This is a genomic window from Pseudomonas sp. PGPPP1, assembly GCF_002255865.1.
Taxonomy (GTDB): domain Bacteria; phylum Pseudomonadota; class Gammaproteobacteria; order Pseudomonadales; family Pseudomonadaceae; genus Aquipseudomonas; species Aquipseudomonas cremoris.
Map to the genome: position 1 here is coordinate 136,013 of NZ_NKIG01000014.1, position 20,434 is coordinate 156,446.

General features: G+C 61.7%; 15 protein-coding genes. 6 read left to right on the top strand and 9 right to left on the bottom strand.

Features of this window, described 5'->3' with window-relative positions; all coding sequences use genetic code 11:
- Positions 1 to 106: 106 nt before the first annotated feature.
- The 5 genes from pyk to gcl all read right to left on the bottom strand — a co-directional run bounded on the left by pyk (position 107) and on the right by gcl (position 6,544).
- Complete coding sequence (gene pyk / locus CFE47_RS17100; protein ID WP_286838751.1) at positions 107 to 1,522, bottom strand: pyruvate kinase; 1,416 nt, start codon at positions 1,520 to 1,522, stop codon at positions 107 to 109.
- Positions 1,512 to 2,792 carry a glycerate kinase type-2 family protein gene (locus CFE47_RS17105; RefSeq protein ID WP_286838753.1) on the bottom strand — a complete coding sequence of 427 codons (1,281 nt, stop codon included), beginning with the start codon at positions 2,790 to 2,792 and terminating at the stop codon, positions 1,512 to 1,514. Before CFE47_RS17105 ends, pyk begins: the two co-directional genes overlap by 11 nt.
- 168 nt (positions 2,793 to 2,960) lie before the next feature.
- Positions 2,961 to 3,851, bottom strand: a complete 891-nt coding sequence (locus tag CFE47_RS17110; protein ID WP_286838755.1) for a 2-hydroxy-3-oxopropionate reductase — start codon at positions 3,849 to 3,851, stop codon at positions 2,961 to 2,963.
- Between the two features lie 124 nt (positions 3,852 to 3,975).
- A complete protein-coding gene (hyi, locus tag CFE47_RS17115) occupies positions 3,976 to 4,758 on the bottom strand; it encodes a hydroxypyruvate isomerase (RefSeq protein ID WP_286838757.1) in 783 nt (260 codons plus the stop codon).
- Positions 4,759 to 4,768: 10 nt separating this feature from the next.
- Positions 4,769 to 6,544, bottom strand: a complete 1,776-nt coding sequence (gcl, locus tag CFE47_RS17120; protein WP_185708861.1) for a glyoxylate carboligase — start codon at positions 6,542 to 6,544, stop codon at positions 4,769 to 4,771.
- Positions 6,545 to 6,800: 256 nt separating this feature from the next.
- On the opposite strand from gcl, the gene CFE47_RS17125 reads away from it, so the two are divergent.
- Entirely contained in the window at positions 6,801 to 7,241 is a 441-nt protein-coding gene (locus CFE47_RS17125) for a GlcG/HbpS family heme-binding protein (RefSeq protein ID WP_286838759.1), read from the top strand.
- A 110-nt stretch (positions 7,242 to 7,351) separates the two neighbouring features.
- Here CFE47_RS17125 and CFE47_RS17130 read toward each other — a convergent pair whose 3' ends face one another.
- Complete coding sequence (locus tag CFE47_RS17130) at positions 7,352 to 7,810, bottom strand: REP-associated tyrosine transposase (RefSeq protein ID WP_286838761.1); 459 nt, start codon at positions 7,808 to 7,810, stop codon at positions 7,352 to 7,354.
- A gap of 205 nt (positions 7,811 to 8,015) precedes the next feature.
- Positions 8,016 to 8,621, bottom strand: coding sequence for a TetR/AcrR family transcriptional regulator (locus CFE47_RS17135; protein WP_286838763.1), 606 nt, complete (start codon positions 8,619 to 8,621; stop codon positions 8,016 to 8,018).
- Between the two features lie 212 nt (positions 8,622 to 8,833).
- On the opposite strand from CFE47_RS17135, the gene CFE47_RS17140 reads away from it, so the two are divergent.
- From CFE47_RS17140 to CFE47_RS17155, 4 genes are read left to right on the top strand one after another with little or no spacing between them, the layout of a single operon-like run.
- The gene (locus tag CFE47_RS17140; protein WP_185708865.1) at positions 8,834 to 9,958 is read left to right on the top strand and encodes an efflux RND transporter periplasmic adaptor subunit; all 1,125 of its coding nucleotides are present in this window, start codon (positions 8,834 to 8,836) and stop codon (positions 9,956 to 9,958) included.
- 13 nt (positions 9,959 to 9,971) lie between these two features.
- A complete protein-coding gene (locus CFE47_RS17145; protein ID WP_286838765.1) occupies positions 9,972 to 13,034 on the top strand; it encodes an efflux RND transporter permease subunit in 3,063 nt (1,020 codons plus the stop codon).
- Between the two features lie 4 nt (positions 13,035 to 13,038).
- Complete coding sequence (locus CFE47_RS17150) at positions 13,039 to 16,164, top strand: efflux RND transporter permease subunit (RefSeq protein WP_286838768.1); 3,126 nt, start codon at positions 13,039 to 13,041, stop codon at positions 16,162 to 16,164.
- Positions 16,161 to 17,579: an efflux transporter outer membrane subunit gene (locus CFE47_RS17155; protein ID WP_286838771.1), complete on the top strand. Its 1,419-nt coding sequence runs from the start codon at positions 16,161 to 16,163 to the stop codon at positions 17,577 to 17,579. The genes CFE47_RS17150 and CFE47_RS17155 overlap by 4 nt, the downstream gene beginning before the upstream one ends.
- 148 nt (positions 17,580 to 17,727) lie before the next feature.
- On the opposite strand, the gene CFE47_RS17160 is transcribed toward CFE47_RS17155, so the two are convergent.
- Both CFE47_RS17160 and mlaY read right to left on the bottom strand, forming a co-directional pair.
- Complete coding sequence (locus tag CFE47_RS17160) at positions 17,728 to 18,516, bottom strand: MlaA family lipoprotein (protein ID WP_185708869.1); 789 nt, start codon at positions 18,514 to 18,516, stop codon at positions 17,728 to 17,730.
- On the bottom strand, positions 18,509 to 19,807 hold the full coding sequence (gene mlaY / locus CFE47_RS17165; protein WP_185708870.1) for a lipid asymmetry maintenance lipase MlaY: 1,299 nt from the start codon (positions 19,805 to 19,807) through the stop codon (positions 18,509 to 18,511). The genes CFE47_RS17160 and mlaY overlap by 8 nt, the downstream gene beginning before the upstream one ends.
- Positions 19,808 to 20,043: 236 nt before the next feature.
- Here mlaY and CFE47_RS17170 point away from each other — a divergent pair, with 236 nt between their 5' ends.
- Complete coding sequence (locus tag CFE47_RS17170; protein WP_286838773.1) at positions 20,044 to 20,412, top strand: hypothetical protein; 369 nt, start codon at positions 20,044 to 20,046, stop codon at positions 20,410 to 20,412.
- Positions 20,413 to 20,434 lie beyond the last annotated feature (22 nt).

The following is a 20,434-nucleotide window of genomic DNA, read 5'->3' on the forward strand; positions in this document are numbered from 1 at the left end:
TTAGACCGAGTTGCCCTTATCGCAGGCAAGCCAGCTCCCACACTCGACTGTATTCACACGTCACCATGTGGGAGCGGGCTTGCCCGCGATGAGGCCCTGGCAGACGCTAAATCAACGTCTCGATACGCAGCGAATTGGTCGACCCCGGCTGTCCAAACGGCACCCCCGCAGTTATCACCAACGTATCCCCGCGCTGCGCCATGCCTTGGGCCTGGGCAATTTCCAACGCCGTCGAGCACACCTCATCCACCTGGCGCAGTCGATCGTTCACCACCGAATGCACGCCCCACGCCACGCTCAAGCGCCTGGCGGTAGACAGGTTTGGCGTGAGGTTGAGAATCGGCGCCACTGGCCGTTCCCGCGCCGCGCGAAGGCTGGAGCTGCCGGACTCGCTGTAGTTCACCAGCACCGCCACCGGCAGGATGCTGCTGATACGGCGGATCGCACAGCTGATGGCGTCCGACACCGTGGCATCGGCTTTTGGCCGGCTGACATCCAGTTGCGCCTGGTAGTCCGGGCCGTTTTCCACCTGGCGGATGATCTTGCTCATCATCTGCACGGCTTCCAGCGGGTACTCGCCCGAAGCGGTTTCGGCCGACAACATCACCGCATCCGCGCCTTCGGCCACCGCATTGGCAACATCGGTGACTTCGGCGCGGGTGGGGGCCGGAGAGAAGCGCATCGACTCAAGCATCTGCGTCGCTACCACCACGGGCTTACCCAACTGGCGACAGGTGCTGATGATGTCTTTCTGGATCTGCGGCACGCTCTCGGCCGGCACTTCCACGCCCAGGTCCCCTCTGGCGACCATGATCGCGTCGCTCAGTTCGGCGATTTCCTGCAGGCGCTGCACGGCCGAGGGCTTCTCGATCTTGGCCATCAAAAACGCCCGGTCGCCGATCAGCTCGCGGGCTTCGCGGATGTCTTCCGGGCGCTGCACGAAGGACAACGCCACCCAGTCCACGCCCAGCTCCAGGCCAAAGCTCAAGTCGCGCCGATCCTTGGCGGTCAATGGGCTGAGTTCCAACAGGGCTTGCGGGACGTTCACACCTTTGCGGTCCGACAGTTCGCCGCCGTTGAGCACGGTGGTGTCGATCGCATTAGCGTGCTTGGTGATGACGCGCAGGCGCAGCTTGCCGTCGTCCAGCAGCAGGTCCATGCCGGGTTCCAGCGCTGCGATGATTTCCGGGTGGGGCAGGTTGACCCGGCGTTGATCACCCGGCGTTTCGTCCAGGTCCAGGCGCAAGGCCTGGCCGCGCACCAATTGCACCTTGCCCTCGGCAAAGCGCCCGACGCGCAGCTTCGGCCCTTGCAGGTCCATGAGGATGCCCAGCGGGTAATTGAGCTGGCGTTCCACCTGGCGAATCCACTGATAGCGCTGGGCGTGATCGGCGTGGTCGCCATGGCTAAAATTGAGCCGGAAGATGTTCACCCCAGCTTCCACCAGCTCACGGATGTCATCGATGCCGTCGGTGGCCGGGCCCAGGGTGGCGAGGATCTTGACCTTCTTGTCAGGCGTCATGTGTCGGGTTCCCAAGAATCAGAATGGCGCGGAAGTCGTTGACGTTGGTGCGCGTCGGCTCGGTGACGATCAACCCGTCGAGGGCGGCGAAATAGCCGTAGCCGTTGTTGTTGTCCAACTCATCACTGGCCGACAGGCCGAGGGCTTCGGCGCGCGAGTAGCTGCACGGCGTCATGATCGCGCCGGCGTTGTCTTCCGAGCCGTCGATGCCGTCGGTGTCACCGGCCAGGGCGTACACGCCGGGCAGGCCCTTGAGGCTGTCGGTGAGGCTCAGCAGGAACTCGGCGTTGCGCCCACCACGGCCATTGCCGCGCACGGTGACGGTGGTTTCACCGCCGGACAGGATCACGCACGGCGCCGCCAATGGCTGGCCGTGCTGCACGATTTGGCGGGCGATGCCGGCGTGCACCTTGGCCACGTCCCGCGCTTCGCCTTCCAGGTCGCCGAGGATCAACGGGCTGAACCCGGCCTGACGGACTTTTACCGCCACTGCTTCCAGGGATTGCTGGGGGCGGGCGATCAGTTGGAAGTGGCTGCGGGCGAGCACCGGGTCGCCGGGCTTGACGGTTTCCGAGGCGGGGTTCTGCAACCAGCTACGCACCGAGGCGGGGGCGTCGATGTTGTAACGCTTGAGGATCGCCAGGGCTTGCGCCGAGGTGCTCGGGTCGCCGACGGTGGGGCCGGACGCAATCACCGTGGCCTGGTCGCCCGGCACATCGGAAATCGCGTAGGTGTACACCGTAGCCGGCCACGCGGCCTTGGCCAGTCGCCCGCCTTTGATTGCCGAGAGGTGCTTGCGCACGCAGTTCATCTCGCCAATGGTGGCGCCGGATTTGAGCAAGGCTTTGTTGATGGTCTGTTTGTCGGCCAGGGTGATGCCTTCGGCCGGCAACGCCAGCAGGGCAGAGCCACCGCCGGACAACAGGAAGATCACACGGTCGTCTTCGCCCAGGTTGCTGATCAGCTCCAGCACGCGCTTGGCCACGGCCAAGCCAGCGGCATCGGGCACCGGGTGCGCGGCTTCGACCACTTCGATTTTCTTGCAGGGGGCGCCGTGACCATAGCGGGTAACCACCAGGCCGGTGACTTCACCTTGCCAGCAGTTTTCCACCACCAGCGCCATGGCGGCGGCGGCTTTGCCGGCGCCGATCACGATCACACGGCCACTGCGGTCGGCAGGTAGATAAGGTTCAAGGACTTGCCGGGGGTGGGCGGCGTCGATGGCTGTGGCAAACAGCTCGCGAAGCAGGTGTTGCGGATCGACCGACATAAGCGGGCTCCCGGGGGATTCTTGTTATTAGATGTAAGACTTGGAATGGGGACCCACTGTGGGAGCTGGCTTGCCTGCGATAGCGGTGTGTCAGGCAATGAATGTCTAGCTGAAAGACCGCTATCGCAGGCAAGCCAGCTCCCACACTGGATTGCATTTCAGAGGGTGTTACTTATCGCGGATCGAGAAGTTGGCCATATGTTCCAGGCCCTTGATCAGCGCCGAGTGGTCCCAATTGCCGCCACCAATTGCCGTGCACGTACTGAACACCTGTTGTGTGCCAGCGGTGTTCGGCAGGTTGATCCCCAGCTCCTTGGCACCGGCCAACGCCAGGTTCAAATCCTTCTGGTGCAGGTTGATCCGGAAGCCCGGATCGAAGGTGCCCTTGATCATGCGTTCGCCATGCACTTCCAAAATCTTCGACGAAGCAAAACCACCCATCAGTGCTTCACGCACCTTGGCCGGATCCGCACCGTTCTTGGAGGCGAACAGCAGCGCTTCGGCTACCGCCTGGATGTTCAGCGCAACGATGATCTGGTTGGCCACCTTGGCGGTCTGGCCGTCGCCATTGCCGCCCACCAGGGTGATGTTCTTGCCCATGGCCTGGAACAGCGGCAGGGCGCGTTCGAAGGTCTGCGGCTCGCCACCGATCATGATGCTCAGGCTGCCAGCCTTGGCGCCGACTTCACCGCCGGACACTGGGGCGTCCAGGTACTGGGCGCCGGTCCCGTTGATCTTGGCGGCAAATGCCTTGGTGGCGGTGGGGGAGATCGAACTCATGTCGATCACCACCTTGTTCGGCGACAGGCCAGCGGCCACGCCGTCGGCGCGGAACAGCACATCATCGACCTGCGGGGTGTCGGGCACCATCACGATGATGAACTCGGCTTCCTGGGCCACTTGCTGCGGGCTGGCCAAGGCGATGGCGCCGGCGTCGATCAGCGCTTGTGGGGCCTTGCCGTGGTGCTCGGAGAGGAACAGTTGGTGACCTGCTTTTTGCAGGTTGGCGGCCATGGGTTGGCCCATGATGCCGGTGCCGATAAATCCGATTTTAGCCATGAGAAATTCCTCTTGTTATGTGGGAGCTGGCTTGCCTGCGATGGCATCACCGCAGTGCGACGTGAAGACCGAGGTGTCTGCATCGCAGGCAAGCCAGCTCCCACATTTTTTTGTGTTGTGTCGGTTAGATCGCGTTGTGGGTCTTGAGCCAGCCAAGGCCGGCTTCGGTGGTGGTCAGCGGCTTGTATTCGCAACCCACCCAGCCCTGGTAACCAATGCGGTCCAAGTGTTCGAACAGGAAGCGATAGTTGATCTCACCGGTGCCTGGCTCGTTGCGCCCTGGGTTGTCCGCCAACTGGATGTGGTTGATTTCACCCAGGTGCGCGGCCATGGTGCGGGCCAGGTCGCCTTCCATGATTTGCATGTGATAGATGTCGTACTGCAGGAACAGGTTGGCGCTGCCCACCTGCTCGCGAATCGACAGGGCTTGGGCCGTGTTGTTCAGGTAGAAACCCGGGATGTCGCGGGTGTTGATCATCTCCATCACCAGCTTGATCCCCACCGCTTGCAGCTTGTCGGCGGCGTACTTGAGGTTGGCGACGAAGGTTTTTTCCAGGGTTTCGTCATCCACACCGGCAGGGCGAATACCCGCCAGGCAGTTGATCTGGGTGTTGCCCAGCACTTGGGCGTAGGCGATGGCCAGGTTGACCCCGGCGCGGAACTCCTCGACCCGATCCGGGTGGCATGCCAGGCCGCGTTCGCCCTTGGCCCAGTCACCGGCCGGCAGGTTGAACAGCACTTGGGTCAGGCCGTTGGCGTCGAGGTGTGCCTTGATTTCAGCCGAGCTGAATTCGTAGGGGAACAGGTACTCGACACCTTCGAAGCCCGCCTCGGCGGCCGCTTTGAATCGAGCAAGAAAGTCCTGCTCGGTGAACAGCATGGACAGGTTGGCGGCAAAACGCGGCATAGGGTTCTCCTTAATCGAGCAGGGAAATAGCGGTCGGCGCGTCATTGCCCACCAGTGCCAGATCTTCGAATTCGTTGACGGCGTTGATCTCGGTGCCCATGGAAATATTGGTCACGCGCTCCAGGATGATCTCGACGATCACTGGCACCTTGAACTCTTCGATCATCTCTTGTGCCTTGCGTAAGGCCGGCTGGATCTGGCCCGGTTCAAACACACGCAGTGCCTTGCAACCGAGGCCTTCGGCAACGGCGACGTGGTCGACGCCATAGCCGTTCAGTTCCGGTGCGTTGAGGTTGTCGAAGGACAGCTGCACGCAGTAATCCATCTCGAAACCACGCTGCGCCTGGCGGATCAGCCCCAGGTAGGAGTTGTTCACCACCACGTGGATGTACGGCAGCTTGAACTGCGCGCCCACGGCCAGTTCTTCGATCATGAACTGGAAGTCATAGTCGCCGGACAGTGCCACCACCTTGCGGCTTGGGTCGGCCTTGACCACGCCGAGGGCGGCTGGAATTGTCCAGCCCAGCGGGCCGGCCTGGCCGCAGTTGATCCAATGGCGAGGCTTGTACACGTGCAGGAACTGCGCGCCGGCAATCTGCGACAGGCCGATGGTGCTGACGTAGCAGGTGTCTTTGCCGAACACTTGGTTCATCTCTTCGTAGACGCGTTGCGGCTTGACCGGCACGTTGTCGAAGTGAGTCTTGCGGTGCAAGGTGGCCTTGCGCTGCTGGCAGTCGTTCAACCAGGCGCTGCGGTCCTTGAGCTTGCCGGCGGCTTTCCACTCGCGGGCGACCTCGATGAACATCGTCAGTGCGGAACCGGCGTCGGACACGATGCCCAGGTCCGGGGTGAATACGCGACCGATTTGCGTCGGCTCGATGTCGACGTGAATGAACTTGCGGCCTTCGGTGTACACCTCAACCGAACCGGTGTGACGGTTGGCCCAACGGTTACCGATACCCAGCACCACGTCCGACTTGAGCATCGTCGCGTTGCCGTAGCGATGGGAGGTTTGCAGGCCAACCATGCCGACCATCTGCGGGTGATCGTCGGGGATCGTGCCCCAGCCCATCAGGGTCGGGATCACTGGAATGCCGGTCAATTCAGCGAACTCCACCAGCAGCTCGCTGGCGTCGGCGTTGATCACGCCGCCGCCGCTGACCAGCAATGGGCGCTCAGCCTGGTCGAGCAGGGCCAGGGCTTTCTCCACCTGCACGCGGGTCGCCAATGGCTTGGCCAGGGGCAGCGGCTGGTAGGCATCGATGTCGAATTCGATCTCGGCCATCTGCACGTCGAACGGCAGGTCGATCAGCACTGGGCCTGGGCGGCCGGAGCGCATTTCGTAGAAGGCTTTCTGGAACGCGTACGGCACTTGGCCGGGTTCCAGGACAGTGGTTGCCCACTTGGTCACCGGCTTGACAATGCTGGTGATGTCCACGGCCTGGAAGTCTTCCTTGTGCATACGTGCACGCGGGGCCTGGCCAGTGATGCACAGGATCGGAATCGAGTCCGCCGAGGCGCTGTACAGGCCGGTGACCATGTCGGTGCCCGCCGGGCCCGAAGTACCGATGCACACGCCGATGTTGCCGGCCTTGGTGCGGGTGTAACCCTCGGCCATGTGGGAGGCGCCTTCAACGTGGCGAGCAAGGACGTGATCGATGCCACCCACCTTCTGCAAGGCCGAGTACAGCGGGTTGATCGCGGCGCCTGGGATACCGAAGGCGGTGTCCACGCCTTCACGGCGCATCACCAGGACTGCGGCTTCGATTGCTCTCATTTTGCTCATGGTTTTGGTGCCTCTTGCGTTTTGTAATTGTATACAAGTGGTGTCTGGACAAAGTGTATTCACGGCGAGCTGCGCAGGTCAATTCATTTTATTGGCAGGCCTTTGCGTTCGTCGGAAGGCATTTTTTCGACGTATGGAAGGTTTGTGCGAAAATATTGTATACAAAAACAAATATCATTGTGTTCTATTTGTTTGATCGAGCATCTGATCTTTCAGGTCTCCACCCGTTTTTCCATAACAAGATAAGGACGGCACCATGAGCGCTTTAACCTTGAAAATTGCCACCCAACTGGCCAGCCAGGCCCTCACCGCAGGGCGCACCATTTCGGCGGCGCCGCTGACCATTGCGGTGCTCGACAGCGGCGGCCATCTCGTCACCCTGCAACGGGAAGACGGCGCCAGCCTGTTGCGCCCGCAGATCGCCATCGGCAAGGCCTGGGGCGCGATTGCGCTGGGCAAGGGCTCACGTTTGCTGGCACTGGACGCGCAGCAACGCCCGGCATTTATCGCGGCGTTGAACAGCCTGGGGCAGGGCAGCGTGGTGCCGGCACCGGGTGGGGTGTTGATTCGGAATCAGGATGGGGTGGTGCTGGGGGCGATCGGGATCAGCGGGGATACGTCGGATATTGACGAGCAGTGTGCGATCACGGCGATAGAGGGGGTGGGGTTGTTGGCGGATGCGGGGGTTTCGGCTTGATTGTAATGTGACTCCTAGGGCCTCTTCGCGAGCAAGCCCGCTCCCACAGTTTGAAATGCATTCCCCTGTGGGAGCGGGCTTGCCCGCGATGCAGGCGACTCGGTTCCAAATCAAAGCCAAATGGCATCCCACAGTGGATAGTCGCCGTATTTTTTCACCAGCCCAGCTCTCAAGGGATTAGCCACGATGTACCTCGCGATCCCTTCAAGGCTTTCCTCCCGACGCACCGCATGGTCGTGAAAACCGGGTTGCCAGAGTCGACCTTGGCGTCCAGCGGCTGCATTCACCACACGAGTACTTTTGGATTTCACTTGTCGCATCAAATCAGCAAGTGAGCCTTTTTCCAGCGATACAAGCCAATGGAAATGATCAGGCATGACGACCCAGGCCAACGAAGTCGCCAGGCCTTGGTATTGGGCGTTTCTGAATTGTTGAACGACCAATCGGCCAAGCTTGAAGTCTTGAAAAACTGGTTCGCGATCAAGGGTGTTGGTCGTCAGTAAATAGATGCGGTTGGATTCGTCATAGCGACCGATACGCAAGCGCTTTGAAGCGGGGAGATCAGGCATTCCATGGCCTCTCTTCAATAGGGGTTCTGAGAGGCTAGATCTGGAGAAGGGAAATCGATGGACGGCCTTTTGGCAGGATGTGTCTGGATGGGCGCTATCGCGGGCAAGCCCGCTCCCACAGGGGGCTCGCAGTGTTCTTACATTTTGTGTGCGACGCAGAACAGTGTGGGAGCTGGCTTGCCTGCGATAGCGGCACCTCGGTCTCTCAGTCCGGCTCACACCCCTTCAACACCAACCGAATAATCGTCTGCGCCGCCGCTTCATAATCCGCTTCATCCAGCTTGGCCTTCCCGGTCACTGCCGAAATCTGCCAGTCAAAATCCGCATACGTCTGCGTCGCCGCCCAGATGCTGAACATCAAGTGGTTGGGGTCAATGGCCGCGATCAGGCCGCGATCTACCCAGTTCTGGATGCACGTGATGTTGTGCTTGGCCTGGGCGTTGAGTTGCTCGACCTGGTCAGCGCTGAGGTGCGGGGCGCCGTGCATGATTTCGCTGGCAAAGACCTTGGAGGCGAACGGCAGGTCGCGGGAAATGCGGATTTTTGAGCGGATGTAATTGCTCAGCACTTCCTTGGGCTCGCCCTCCGGGTTGAACGGCGTGGAAGCGGCCAGGATCGGCTCGATAATGCTTTCGAGCACCTCGCGGTAGAGGTTGTCCTTGGACTTGAAGTAGTAATAGACGTTGGGCTTGGGCAGCCCGGCCTTGGCGGCGATGTCGCTGGTTTTGGTCGCGGCGAAGCCCTTGTCGGCAAACTCCTCGCTCGCCGCCCGCAGGATTTTTTCTTTATTACGCTCGCGAATGCTGCTCATAAACCTGGAATTTCCTTGCCAAGACTGGCGGTTGCGCATGGTAGCACCGGCGCTGCGCAGCGCTCAAGAATCGTGCCGCAGCCCGTGTACCACGGGCGTTACACAGACATTGTCTGTCTTGAGGCTGAACGCATTCAAGGTAGTACAGGCAGGCGTCGGGCAGGCTGCTAGAGTTCAGGTCAACCTAGTATTGGGCTTTCGAGTGAGAAACCGTGGAGAAACGCAAACGACGTACGTTCGCCTGGATCATCGGCGCCGTGCTGGTGGTGTTGGTGATTGCCCTGGGCCTGCATTTTTTGGGCGGCGCGCCCAAAGCCAAACCGCCGTCTCCCGGTGAGCCGGTCGCTGTGGTGCCGGTGGTGTTGCAGGACGTGCCGGTCTATATCGACGCCCTTGGCACCGTGACGCCAACCCGCAGTGTCACCGTGGTCAGCCAGGTCGATGGCATCCTCAGCAGCGTCGAATTCAAGGAAGGCCAGCACGTCAGTAAGGGCCAGGTGATCGCCCGTATCGACGACCGCGCGCTCAAGGCGCAACTGGCGGTGGCCAAAGGCACCTTGGCCCATGACCAGGCGGTACTCGCCAACGCCCAGCGCGACCTTGCCCGCTACCGTGATCTGGTCAAGGCCGGCTCCACCAGTCAACAAACCCTCGACACCCAGGCCTCCCTGGTCCAGCAGCAACAAGGCACCGTGGCCGCTGACCAAGGCAATGTGCAGAACCTTGAAGTGCAACTGAGCTACTGCACCATCACCTCGCCGGTGGATGGCGTGGTCGGTTTGCGCCAAGTCGACCCGGGAAACTACGTCACCACCACCAGCACCACTGGCATCGTGGTGATCACCCAGATGAACCCGGCCACCGTGGTGTTTGCCGTGCCCGAGGATGACCTTGGCGCGATCAACCAGGCACTGGCCCGTGGCAGCGTCACGGTGCTGGCGTACGACCGCAATAAAAAGTCCCTGCTGGCCACGGGCAACCTGCTGGCCCTGGATAACCAGGTGGACACCAGCACCGGTACGATCAAGGTCAAGGCGCAGTTCGATGACTCGGGCAATGCGCTGTTTCCCAACCAATTCGTCAACGCACGCTTGAAAGCCGACACCTTGAGCCAGGTGGCCGTGGTGCCCACCCGTGCGATCCAGCACGGCAGCAAGGGCGACTTCGTGTTTGTGGTCAACGGCAACAAGGCCAGCCTGCGCAACGTGAAGACGGGCGCGTCGATGGGCGATGTTTCGGCGATCCTCGACAACGGCGTCAAGCCGGGCGAGCAAGTGGTGACCGAAGGGGCCGACAAACTGGACGATGGATCGCCCGTGAAGGTCGTCGCCCAGTGAGGAGTCGTCGAACATGAACATTTCGCGGCCCTTTATCGAACGTCCTGTTGCTACCACCCTGATGATGGTCGCGGTGCTGTTGCTTGGCCTGTTGGGCTATCACTTGCTGTCGGTGTCGGCGTTGCCCGAAGTCGACTACCCGACCATCCAGGTCTTCACCCAATACCCTGGCGCCAGCCCGGACGTGGTCAGTTCCTCGATCACTGCACCGCTGGAGCGCCAGCTCGGCGAAATGCCGGGGCTCAAGTCGATGAACTCCACCAGTTCCGATGGCGCCTCGGTGGTCACGTTGCAATTTGACCTGTCGTTGTCGCTGGACGTGGCCGAGCAGGAGGTGCAGGCGGCGATCAACGCGGCGGGCACTTTCCTGCCGGCGAACTTGCCGTACCCGCCGGTGTACAGCAAGGTCAATCCGGCGGATGCGCCTGTACTGACCCTGTCGCTGAGCTCCGACGTGCTGCCGCTGACCAAGGTCGAAGACCTGGCCGACACGCGCCTGGCGCAGAAGATCTCGCAGATCACCGGTGTCGGCCTGGTGACCATCAGTGGCGGCCAACGCCCGGCAGTGCGGGTCGAGGCCAACACCTCGGCGCTGAACAGCCTGGGGCTGTCGCTGGATGATTTGCGCACCTCGCTGGGCAACGCCAACGTCAACCAGGCCAAGGGCAATATCGATGGCAAGTTCCAGGCGTATTCCATCGGTGCCAACGACCAGTTGCAGTCGGCCGAGGAATACCGCGACCTGGTGATCGCCTACAAGAACGGCGCGCCGATTCGCCTGTCGCAGATCGCCAGTTCCACCCAAGGCCCGGAGAACCCACGCCAGGCTGCATGGACGGACGACACGCCGTCCATCGTGCTGAATATCCAGCGTCAACCTGGCGCCAACGTGATCCAGGTGGTCGACCGGGTGCAACAACTGCTGCCCAAATTGCGTGCCAGCTTGCCGGGTACCCTGAAGGTCGCGGTGCTGACCGACCGCACCCAGACCATCCGCGCCTCAGTGACCGATGTGCAGTACGAACTGGGCCTGGCGATCCTGTTGGTCGTCATCGTGATCTTCATTTTCCTGCGCAATATCCCGGCGACTATCATTCCCGCCGTCACCATCCCGCTGACGTTGATTGGCACGTTGGCAGTGGCCTACGCGCTGGGCTTTTCCCTCAACAACCTGACGCTGATGGCGTTGACCATCGCCATCGGGTTCGTGGTGGATGACGCCATCGTGATGATCGAAAACATCACCCGTTACCTGGAGGCCGGCGACACGCCGTTACAGGCGGCGCTCAAAGGCGCGGAGCAGATAGGCTTCACCATCATTTCGCTGTCCATCGCGCTGATCGCGGTGATGATCCCGTTGTTGTTCATGGGCGATGTGGTCGGGCGGTTGTTCCGGGAGTTCGCCATGACGGTGGCGGTGACCATTGTGATTTCGGCGGTGATTTCGCTGACGCTGACGCCGATGATGTGCGCGCGCATGCTCAAGTCTAAACATGAAGAGCGCCGACCAGATTTCTTCGACCGTATCAACCGCCATTACGTCCGCGGTCTGGACTGGGTATTGGCACACCGCACCCTCACGCTGATCTCGGTGGTGCTTACCGCCGCGCTGACCTTGTTCACGTTGGTGATCATGCCCAAGGGCTTTTTCCCCGACCAGGACACCGGCCTGATCCAGGGTATCTCCCAGGCTTCACCAACCATCTCGTTCCAGCAGATGCAGGTGGAGCAACAACGCCTGGCCGCGCGCATCCTCAAGGACCCGGCGGTGCAGAGCCTGTCGTCGTTCGTCTGGATCGACCAGACCAACCCCACCATCAACCAAGGCAACCTGCTGATCAATCTCAAGCCACGCGGCGAACGTGACAGCAGCACCGCTGTGATCCGCCGCCTCGCGGATGCCAACGCCGACGACGCCGGCATCCGCCTGTACCTGCACTCGGTGCAGGACCTGACCCTGGACGCCACGGTGTCCACCACCAGCTACCGCCTGGGCCTGCAAGCCACCGACCCGGATGAGCTGGAGCAATGGACCACCAAACTGCTGGCGGCGATCAAGCAAGACCCGATGTTCACCGACGTGCAAAGCCAGGCCATGCAGTTCGGCAACCAGATCAAACTGACCTTCGACCGCGCCACCGCTTCACGCCTGGGCATTACCCCACAGGCCATCGACGACGTGCTGTACGACGCCTTCGGCCAGCGCCAGGTGTCGACCATCTACACCCAGCTCAACCAGTACCACGTGGTGATCGCCACCGACCATCCGCCGCGCAACCTGCCGGATTTGCTCACGGGTTTGTACGTGGATATTCCCGGCGGCGGGGTGGCGCCGTTGTCGAGCATGGCGACCATGGAAGTGGTGCGTGCGCCGGTCACCATCAACCGCCTGGGGCAATTCCCCTACGCCGATGTGTCGTTCAACCTGGCACCCGGGCAGACGTTGGGCGCTGCGGTCACGCGCCTGCAGGACATCGAGGCCAAGGTTGGCTTGCCGCTGTCGGTACAGGCCAACCTTGAAGGCGCGGCGGCCACATTCCAGGCGTCGCTGTCCAACCAGGTGTTCCTGGTATTGGCGGCGATCGTGGTGGTGTACCTGATGCTGGGGATTCTGTATGAGAGCTTCGTGCACCCGGTGACGATCCTCTCGACCCTGCTGTCGGCAGCGCTCGGCGCGTTGCTGGCGCTGCTGATCACCGGCACGCAATTCGACATCATCGGCTTGATCGGCATCGTGCTGCTGATCGGCATCGTCATGAAGAACGGCATCATGATGGTCGACTTCGCCCTGGAGCTGCTGCGTGAGCAAGGCTTGAGCCCGGTGGACGCGATTCGCCAGGCGGCGGAGCTGCGCTTCCGGCCGATCCTGATGACCAGCATGGCTTCGCTGTTTGGTGCGGTGCCGTTGGCACTGGGCACCGGTATCGGTTCGGAGCTGCGCCACCCGCTGGGCATCGCAATCATCGGCGGGCTGTTGCTGAGCCAGTTGCTCACGTTGTTTTCCACACCGGTGATCTTCCTCGCCATGCACAACCTGGGTGAGCGTTTCAGCCGTCGCCAAGCGGCCGTGGAATGATGCGATGAACCTGAGTGCGCCGTTTATCCATCGCCCGATTGCCACCACGTTGCTGGCAGCGGGACTCGCCTTGTTTGGCATATTGGCCTTCAACTTGCTGCCGGTAGCGCCACTGCCGGAAGTGGACTTCCCGACTATCAGCGTCAGCGCTTCCTTACCCGGCGCCGACCCAACCACCGTCGCCAGTTCAGTGGCCACGCCGCTGGAGCGCCAGTTCGGGCAGATCGCCGGGGTCACGCAGATGACTTCCGCCAGCAGCTTGGGCTCGACCCGCATCACCCTGCAGTTTGACCTCAGCCGCGACATCGACGGCGCGGCGCGGGATGTACAGGCGGCTATCAACGCGGCGCGCAGCAACTTGCCCAGCGACCTGTCCGGCAACCCGACCTACCGCAAGGTCAACCCGGCCGATTCGCCGATCCTGATCATCAGCCTGACCTCCGACAGCGCCACGCCGGGGCAGATGTATGACGCCGCCTCGACCGTGCTGGAGCAGCGCCTGTTGCAGACCACTGGCGTCGGCGATGTGACGGTGGGCGGCGGTGCGCTGCCGGCGGTGCGTATCGAACTCAACCCGGACCGGCTCAACCAATACGGCGTTAGCCTGGAGCAAGTGCGCCAGGTGATCAGCGCATCCAACGCCAACCTGCCCAAGGGCAATGTGGCAGTGGGTGACCGTTCCTATGGCATCGGCGCCAATGACCAGTTACTTGACCCCAACGATTACGGTCCGTTGGTGGTCAAGGAGAAGAACGGCGACCTGATTCGCATCGCCGACCTCGGCTATGTGCGTGAAGACGTGCAGGACCTGCGCAACTTCGGCCTGTCCAATGGCAAGCCGGCGGTGCTGTTGGTGGTGTTCAAGCAGCCGGGCGCCAACGTGATCGACACGGTGGATGCAGTGAAGGCTTCGTTGCCGTTTCTGCAAAGTTCGATCCCGGCTTCGATCAAGCTCGACCTGCTGATGGACCGCACCACCACCATCCGCGCGTCGCTGCATGACGTAGAAGTGACGTTGCTGGCGTCGATCCTGCTGGTGACCCTGGTGACGTTCGGTTTCTTCCGTGATTGGCGCAGCACCCTGGTGCCGGCAATTGTGGTGCCGTTGTCGTTGCTCGGTACGTTTGGCGCGATGTATTTCCTCGGCTATAGCCTGAATAACCTGTCGCTGATGGCGCTGACCATTTCCACCGGTTTTGTGGTGGATGACGCCATCGTCGTGGTGGAAAACATCATGCGCCACCTGGAGAAAGGCGAAAGCCGGGTGCAAGCGGCGCTGGCCGGCACCAAGGAAGTCGGGTTCACCGTGCTGACCATCAGCGTGTCGTTGGTGGCGGTGTTTATTCCGCTGTTGTTGATGGGCGGGATCGTCGGGCGACTGTTTCGCGAGTTCTCGGTGTCGTTGTCGGTGGCCATCGTGATCTCGATGGTGATCTCGTTGACGGTCACGCCGATGCTTGCCAGCGTATTGCTGCGCGCGCCCAAGGATATTAGCGAGGGTAACGAGCATCCGGACTCGCGCTTTCATCGTTTCTACGACCGCACCTTGGGCTGGGTGATCGACCACTCGATCCTGATGGGTTTTGTGACGGTGCTGGTAATTGCGCTCGCGGGCGTGCTGTACGTGTTGGTGCCCAAGGGCTTCTTTCCCCAGGAAGACACCGGGCGCTTGCAGGGCAGTATCCTGGCGGCGCAGAGCATTTCCTACGGGGCGATGCAGAAGGACTTCACCGCGATCAACCACAAGGTCATGCAAAACCCCAACGTGGAAACGGCGGCGGGGTTTGTCGGTGGTGGTGGCGGTGGCGGCGGGGCGGTCAACAGTGCGCAGATGTTCGTGTTGCTCAAGCCCATCGACCAACGCAAGGACAGCGCCACCGAGGTGATCGGCCAGATCCGCCGCACCCTCGGCGACTTGCCGGGCACCAAGCTGTTTTTGCAGGCGGCCCAGGACATCACCGTGGGCGGGCGGCAAAGCGGCGCGCAGTATCAGTACACGCTGACCGCCGACGACCAGCAGTCCCTGGATGAATGGGTGCCCAAGGTGGTGGCGGTGCTGCACAAGCTGCCGCAACTGACGGACCTGAATACCGACCAGCAGGACAACAGCCTGCTGGCCAATGTGCAGGTCAACCGCGACACGGCGGCGCGGCTCGGCGTGGGCATGACGGCGGTGGACCAGACGCTGTACGACGCGTTCGGCCAGCGCCAGGTTTCGACCCTCTACCGCGCCGCCAACCAGTACCACGTGGTGATGGAAATCGCGCCCGAATACTGGGCCGATGCGTCAGCGCTCAAAGGTATTTATGTGCCCACCGGCAGCCAGGCGGTGTCGAGCAAAGGCAGCACCGCCGCGCCAAACCTGGCCAGCCCGGCGGCCTTGGTACCGCTGTCTGCGCTGGCAGATAACGCGGTCGCGCGCACGGCCATTTCCATCAGTCACCAAGGCACTTTTCCGGCGGTGACGGTCTCGTTCAACCTGGCGCCTGGCACCTCGATCGGCCAGGCCACGGCGTTGGTGGACGATGCAGTAAAACAGCTGCGCATGCCCGCCAGCATCACCGGGCAGTTTGCCGGGACGGCCCAGGTGTTCCAGTCCTCGGTGGCCAGCGAGCCGTTGCTGATTGTCGCGGCGCTGCTCTCGGTGTACGTCGTGCTGGGCATCCTCTACGAGAACCTGATGCATCCGCTGACGATCCTCTCCACGCTGCCCTCGGCAGGTGTCGGGGCGTTGATCGCCTTGCTGCTGACCGGCACCGAGCTGTCGATCATCGCGCTGGTGGGGGTGATCCTGTTGATCGGCATCGTGAAGAAGAACGCGATCATGATGATCGACTTCGCCATCACCGAACGGCGCGAGTTTGGCCTGACCGCCAAGGAAGCGATTCGCCGCGCCTGCCTGATCCGCTTCCGGCCGATCATGATGACCACCTTGGCGGCGATCCTTGGCGCACTGCCGCTGGTGCTCGGCACCGGCTATGGCTCTGAACTGCGTCGCCCCTTGGGCATCTCGATTATTGGCGGGTTGTTGCTCAGCCAGGTGCTGACGCTTTACACCACCCCGGTGATTTACCTCTGGCTCGACCGGGCGTCCCAACGCCTGGGGCGGCACAAGGAAGCAAGGTCATGAAACTCAGATACAGCGTGCTGGTGGTTAGCCTGATGCTCGGCGGCTGCATGGTCGGGCCGGATTACCAGAAACCGGCCATGGCGTTGCCGCAGTCGTTCAAGGAGGGCGCGCAGTGGCAGCGCGCGGTGTCCAATCCCCAGGGCGCGTTGGACAGCCAATGGTGGCTGGCGTATCAGGACCCGGTGTTGAACGATTTGGTGGCGCGATCGGCCAAGGCCAACCAGTCGATCATTGCGGCGGAGGCCGCCTATCGGCTGGCCCAGGCACAGGTCGCATCGAGCCGAGCCGGGCTGTGGCCGACGGTGGGCGTGGGATTGTCGGGATCGCGAGGCGAGGGCGGTGACGGCACGACCTCCAGCACCACCACCACCTCCGCCGGCGTAAAAAACACGGTGAGCGCCACGCTCACCGCCAGTTGGGAACCGGACCTTTGGGGCCAGGTACGTCGGGGCATCGAGTCGAGCCAGGCCACGGCGCAGCAGTCCGATGCGTTGCTGGCCGGCGTGCGTTTGTCCATCAGTTCCAGCGTGGCCAGTAACTACCTGGCGTTGCGCCAGATGGATATCGATGTTCGTTTGTTGCAGCAGCAACAGACCATCAACCAGCAGTTGCTGGAGATGATCCAGGCCCAATTCACCCAAGGCGTCGCGACGAATGACCAACTGCTGGTGGCCCAGGACCAGCTGACCACGTCAATTGCCGACCTGCAAACCTCGCAGCGTGACCGTGAACAGTATGAGCACGCCCTGGCGGTGCTGGTGGGCATGGCGCCCAGCGAGTTCAGCGTGGCGCCGCGCAATGATTTCAGCTTCGTCGTACCCCGGCCACCGTTGACCTTGCCGTCGACGTTGCTGCAACGGCGACCGGATGTGGTAGCCGCCGAGCGCTCGGCGGCGGCGGCCAACGCAAAGATCGGCGTAGCGGAGGCCGCGTTTTTCCCGACGTTGGACCTCACGGCTTCGCTGGGCTATCGCGGCAGCGCGTTGGGTGGGTTGTTCTCCCTGCCCAACCGCATCTGGACGTTGGGCCCAGCGTTGGCGGAGACGATCTTTGATGGCGGCGCGCGTGAAGCGGCGGTCAAGCAGGCCGAGGCCAGTTATGACCAGATCGCCGCCAACTATCGCGGCACCGTGCTTAGCGCTTTACAGAACGTTGAGGACAACCTGTCGGCGATCAATCATCTGCAGACCCAGGCCGGTGCCTTCCAACAGGTGTTTGCGCGTAACCAGCAGTTGTTCGGCAGCCAGGAGGCACAGCTGCGTGCGGGTACGGTAAGCCGCGAGGCGGTACTGACTCAGCAGTTGGTGTTGTTGCAGGCCGAGCAGAATCTGCGGGATACCCAAGGGCAGTTGAGCCAGGGCAGTGTGGCGTTGATCCAGAGTTTGGGGGGAGGGTGGCAGACGACTGGGAAATAACTGATGCACCCTATCCAAATGTGGGAGCGGGCTTGCTCGCGAATGCTGAGTTTCAGTCATACATCTGTGACTGAAACACCGTAATTCGCGAGCAAGCCCGCTCCCACATTTGAACTGCGGTTACCCGCGAGATTGCCTCACCTTTGAACTACTCGGCGATCTGCAACTTGCGCGATTCGGTATAGATGTACCGCACCTTTTCATACTCGAACGGTGAGTTCATCTGCCCGTAACGGAAGCTGGTCTGGTAGCGCTTGTCGACCGCGCGCAGGGCCCAGATTTCCGGGTGGTTGGAGCTGACTTCGGACACGTTGAGGAAGTTGATCTCGGTTTCCGCGCCGTAGTCGACGATCAGGCCAGTGGTGTCGCGCAGGTTCGACGGGCCGAAGATCGGCAGTACCAGGTACGCGCCGCCGGGTACGCCGTAGAAGCCCAGGGTTTGGCCGAAGTCTTCGCTTTGACGCGGCAGGCCCATGGCCGTGGCCGGGTCCCACAGGCCGGCGATGCCGATGGTGGTGTTGAGCAGCAGGCGCCCGGTGGTTTCCAGGGAACGATGGCCCTTGAGTTGCAGCAGGCTGTTCAACAGGTTGGGCACGTCGCCCAGGTTGTTGAAGAAGTTGCTGACGCCGGTGCGCAGGAAGCTTGGGGTTACGTAGGTGTAGCCGTTGACCACGGGCAGGAACACCCATTGGTCGAAGCGGTAGTTGAAGTGGTACACCCGACGGTTCCACGACTCCAGCGGGTCATAGACGTTAAGGGCGGTGAGCGACGAACGCTCGAACTCGCGCTGGTCCAGGCCGGGGTTGAACTTGAGCTTGGACAGCGGCTCCTTGAAGCCATCGGAGTCGACCTTGATCGGCTCGTGTGCCTTGCTGTTGTCGGCATTGGCCACGCCCGCGCACATCAAGGCGGCGAGCAGCAGAAGATATTTAGCCACGGAAGAACTCCAGCATGGCGTCGGCGTTGACGCGGTAATTGAGGTTGCCGCAGTGGCCGCCCAGCGGGTAGACGGTCAAGCGATCGCCGAAGGTTTTACGCAGGAAGCCGAGGTCGCCTGGGCCGAGGATCACGTCGTCAGCGTTGTGCATGACCGCGATTTTCGGGCTGTTGTGCAGGTAGTCCTTGAGGGCGTACAGGCTGACCTGGTCAACCAGTTGCAGCAGGCTGCCGCCATCGGAGCGGGCGCGCCACATCGGGATCACCTGCTCGGTGAGGTAGCAGTCGAAGTCGCATTGCAGCGCACGCTTGAGGAACGGCGTGAGGCTGGTGCCTTCGGTGATCGGGTATTTGGGCGGGATGATCAGGCCGCGACGGTTGATCAGGTCCGAGGTAAAGGCAATGTCAGCCGCCGAGAAGCGGAACGAGGTGCCGATCAGCATCGCCATCTGTTCGTTGGTCAGGTGCTGCTTGGACTGCTGGAAGTCGTAGAGCAGGGCATCGTTAAGGTCGATGTAGCCTTTTTGCTGGAAGTAGCGGGTCAGCTTGTTCAGCACCAGCTCATAAAAGGTGGTGGTGTTGTTGATGCCCTTGACCTCGGTCTGCACCAGCTTGTCGAGGTTGGTGATCGAGGTGTAGAGGTTGACCGGCGGGTTCAGCAACAGCACTTTCTTGAAGTTGAAGCTGCGGCGGGTTTCGTCCAGTTTGGCCACGAACGCTGCGTCCAGGCCGCCCAGGCTGTAGCCAGTGAGGTAGAAGTCGGTCACCGGCAACGAGGCGTTTTGCGCGCGCACGGCTTGCATTACGCGGTACATGTCCTCGGCGTCTTCCTGGGTGATCCCCGGGGTGGCGAAGCGCGAAGCGGCGCTGATGAAGTCGAAGCTGGTGGGCGACGACAATTGCACCACGTGGTAACCAGCCTGGTAGTACAGCTTTTTCAGGTATTCGTTGAGGCTGCTGTCATACCGCGCACCGGTGCCTGCGATCAGGAAGATCAGCGGCGCAGCGCGGTCTTGCTTGGCGATGCGGTAGGTGAGCTTCTTCACCGCCCAGAAGTTGTCCGGCAGGCTGAATTCGCGCTCGGGGCGCATGTTCAGGGTGTAGTCGGACTGGTTGATCTCGTCATCACGCGGCAATTTGGGCCGCAGGTCGGGCGGGGTGGTCGCGATGGTCGCTTCAAACGGGTTGGTCAAAGGGTAGCCATAGCTGGCTTGGTCGATATCGACCGCCAGTGCTGACGCACTCAGAAAAAGGCTGCCCAGCAGGGCAGCACAGCGTAAGGAACGGAGCATGACTTAATCCCTAAGAGGAAACGTGCTTAATGAAGTTCGCAGGCTATGACCACCGCGTTGTCACCGAAGTGCCAGCACTCGGCACGAAAAGTCGGAAAATAACGTCGGAATCGGGGTAATAGTAGCCAGACGATACACTTTGCCACGCTTTGGTGAACACTAATTGTGTGTATGCGCCTTGCTAACGGTTGCCAGGGCATTAAGCTGAGCGCCGTTTTTGCCTATTGGAGTCCCCCATGTCCCGTCGTTTGCCATTGATTTTGCTGCTTATTGCCCTGCCGCTGTGGCTGGCCGCCAGTTATGGCGCGCGTTATGGCTTTATGGAGGATGGCAGTTGGGTGGGGATCTGCGCCGATGAAGCCGGTCGCTGGGAATGCCAGTTGCGTTCGAACCTGGGCTTGATGATTCACTTCAAGGTGCTGGGCTGGGCCGCGCTGATCACCTCGGTGCTGGCGTTTTTTGTGCCGGGGCGAGTGGGCTGGGGGTTGGCAGTACTGGGGATGGTGTTCGGGTTGCCGGCGCTCGCGTTGTACAACACGACCTTTGCGGTGTTTGCGGTGGTGGTGGCGGGGTTGCGGTTGGTCAGGAAGCCTCGGGGCGTCTGACAGGACCTCATCGCAGGCAAGC

Excerpts from the sequence above, each read along its gene's own strand:
- pyk (WP_286838751.1), bottom strand. The coding sequence starts at position 1,522 with ATGACGCCTGACAAGAAGGTCAAGATCCTCGCCACCCTGGGCCCGGCC.
- CFE47_RS17105 (WP_286838753.1), bottom strand. The coding sequence starts at position 2,792 with ATGTCGGTCGATCCGCAACACCTGCTTCGCGAGCTGTTTGCCACAGCC.
- CFE47_RS17110 (WP_286838755.1), bottom strand. The coding sequence starts at position 3,851 with ATGGCTAAAATCGGATTTATCGGCACCGGCATCATGGGCCAACCCATG.
- hyi (WP_286838757.1), bottom strand. The coding sequence starts at position 4,758 with ATGCCGCGTTTTGCCGCCAACCTGTCCATGCTGTTCACCGAGCAGGAC.
- gcl (WP_185708861.1), bottom strand. The coding sequence starts at position 6,544 with ATGAGCAAAATGAGAGCAATCGAAGCCGCAGTCCTGGTGATGCGCCGT.
- CFE47_RS17125 (WP_286838759.1), top strand. The coding sequence starts at position 6,801 with ATGAGCGCTTTAACCTTGAAAATTGCCACCCAACTGGCCAGCCAGGCC.
- CFE47_RS17130 (WP_286838761.1), bottom strand. The coding sequence starts at position 7,810 with ATGCCTGATCTCCCCGCTTCAAAGCGCTTGCGTATCGGTCGCTATGAC.
- CFE47_RS17135 (WP_286838763.1), bottom strand. The coding sequence starts at position 8,621 with ATGAGCAGCATTCGCGAGCGTAATAAAGAAAAAATCCTGCGGGCGGCG.
- CFE47_RS17145 (WP_286838765.1), top strand. The coding sequence starts at position 9,972 with ATGAACATTTCGCGGCCCTTTATCGAACGTCCTGTTGCTACCACCCTG.
- CFE47_RS17150 (WP_286838768.1), top strand. The coding sequence starts at position 13,039 with ATGAACCTGAGTGCGCCGTTTATCCATCGCCCGATTGCCACCACGTTG.
- CFE47_RS17155 (WP_286838771.1), top strand. The coding sequence starts at position 16,161 with ATGAAACTCAGATACAGCGTGCTGGTGGTTAGCCTGATGCTCGGCGGC.
- mlaY (WP_185708870.1), bottom strand. The coding sequence starts at position 19,807 with ATGCTCCGTTCCTTACGCTGTGCTGCCCTGCTGGGCAGCCTTTTTCTG.
- CFE47_RS17170 (WP_286838773.1), top strand. The coding sequence starts at position 20,044 with ATGTCCCGTCGTTTGCCATTGATTTTGCTGCTTATTGCCCTGCCGCTG.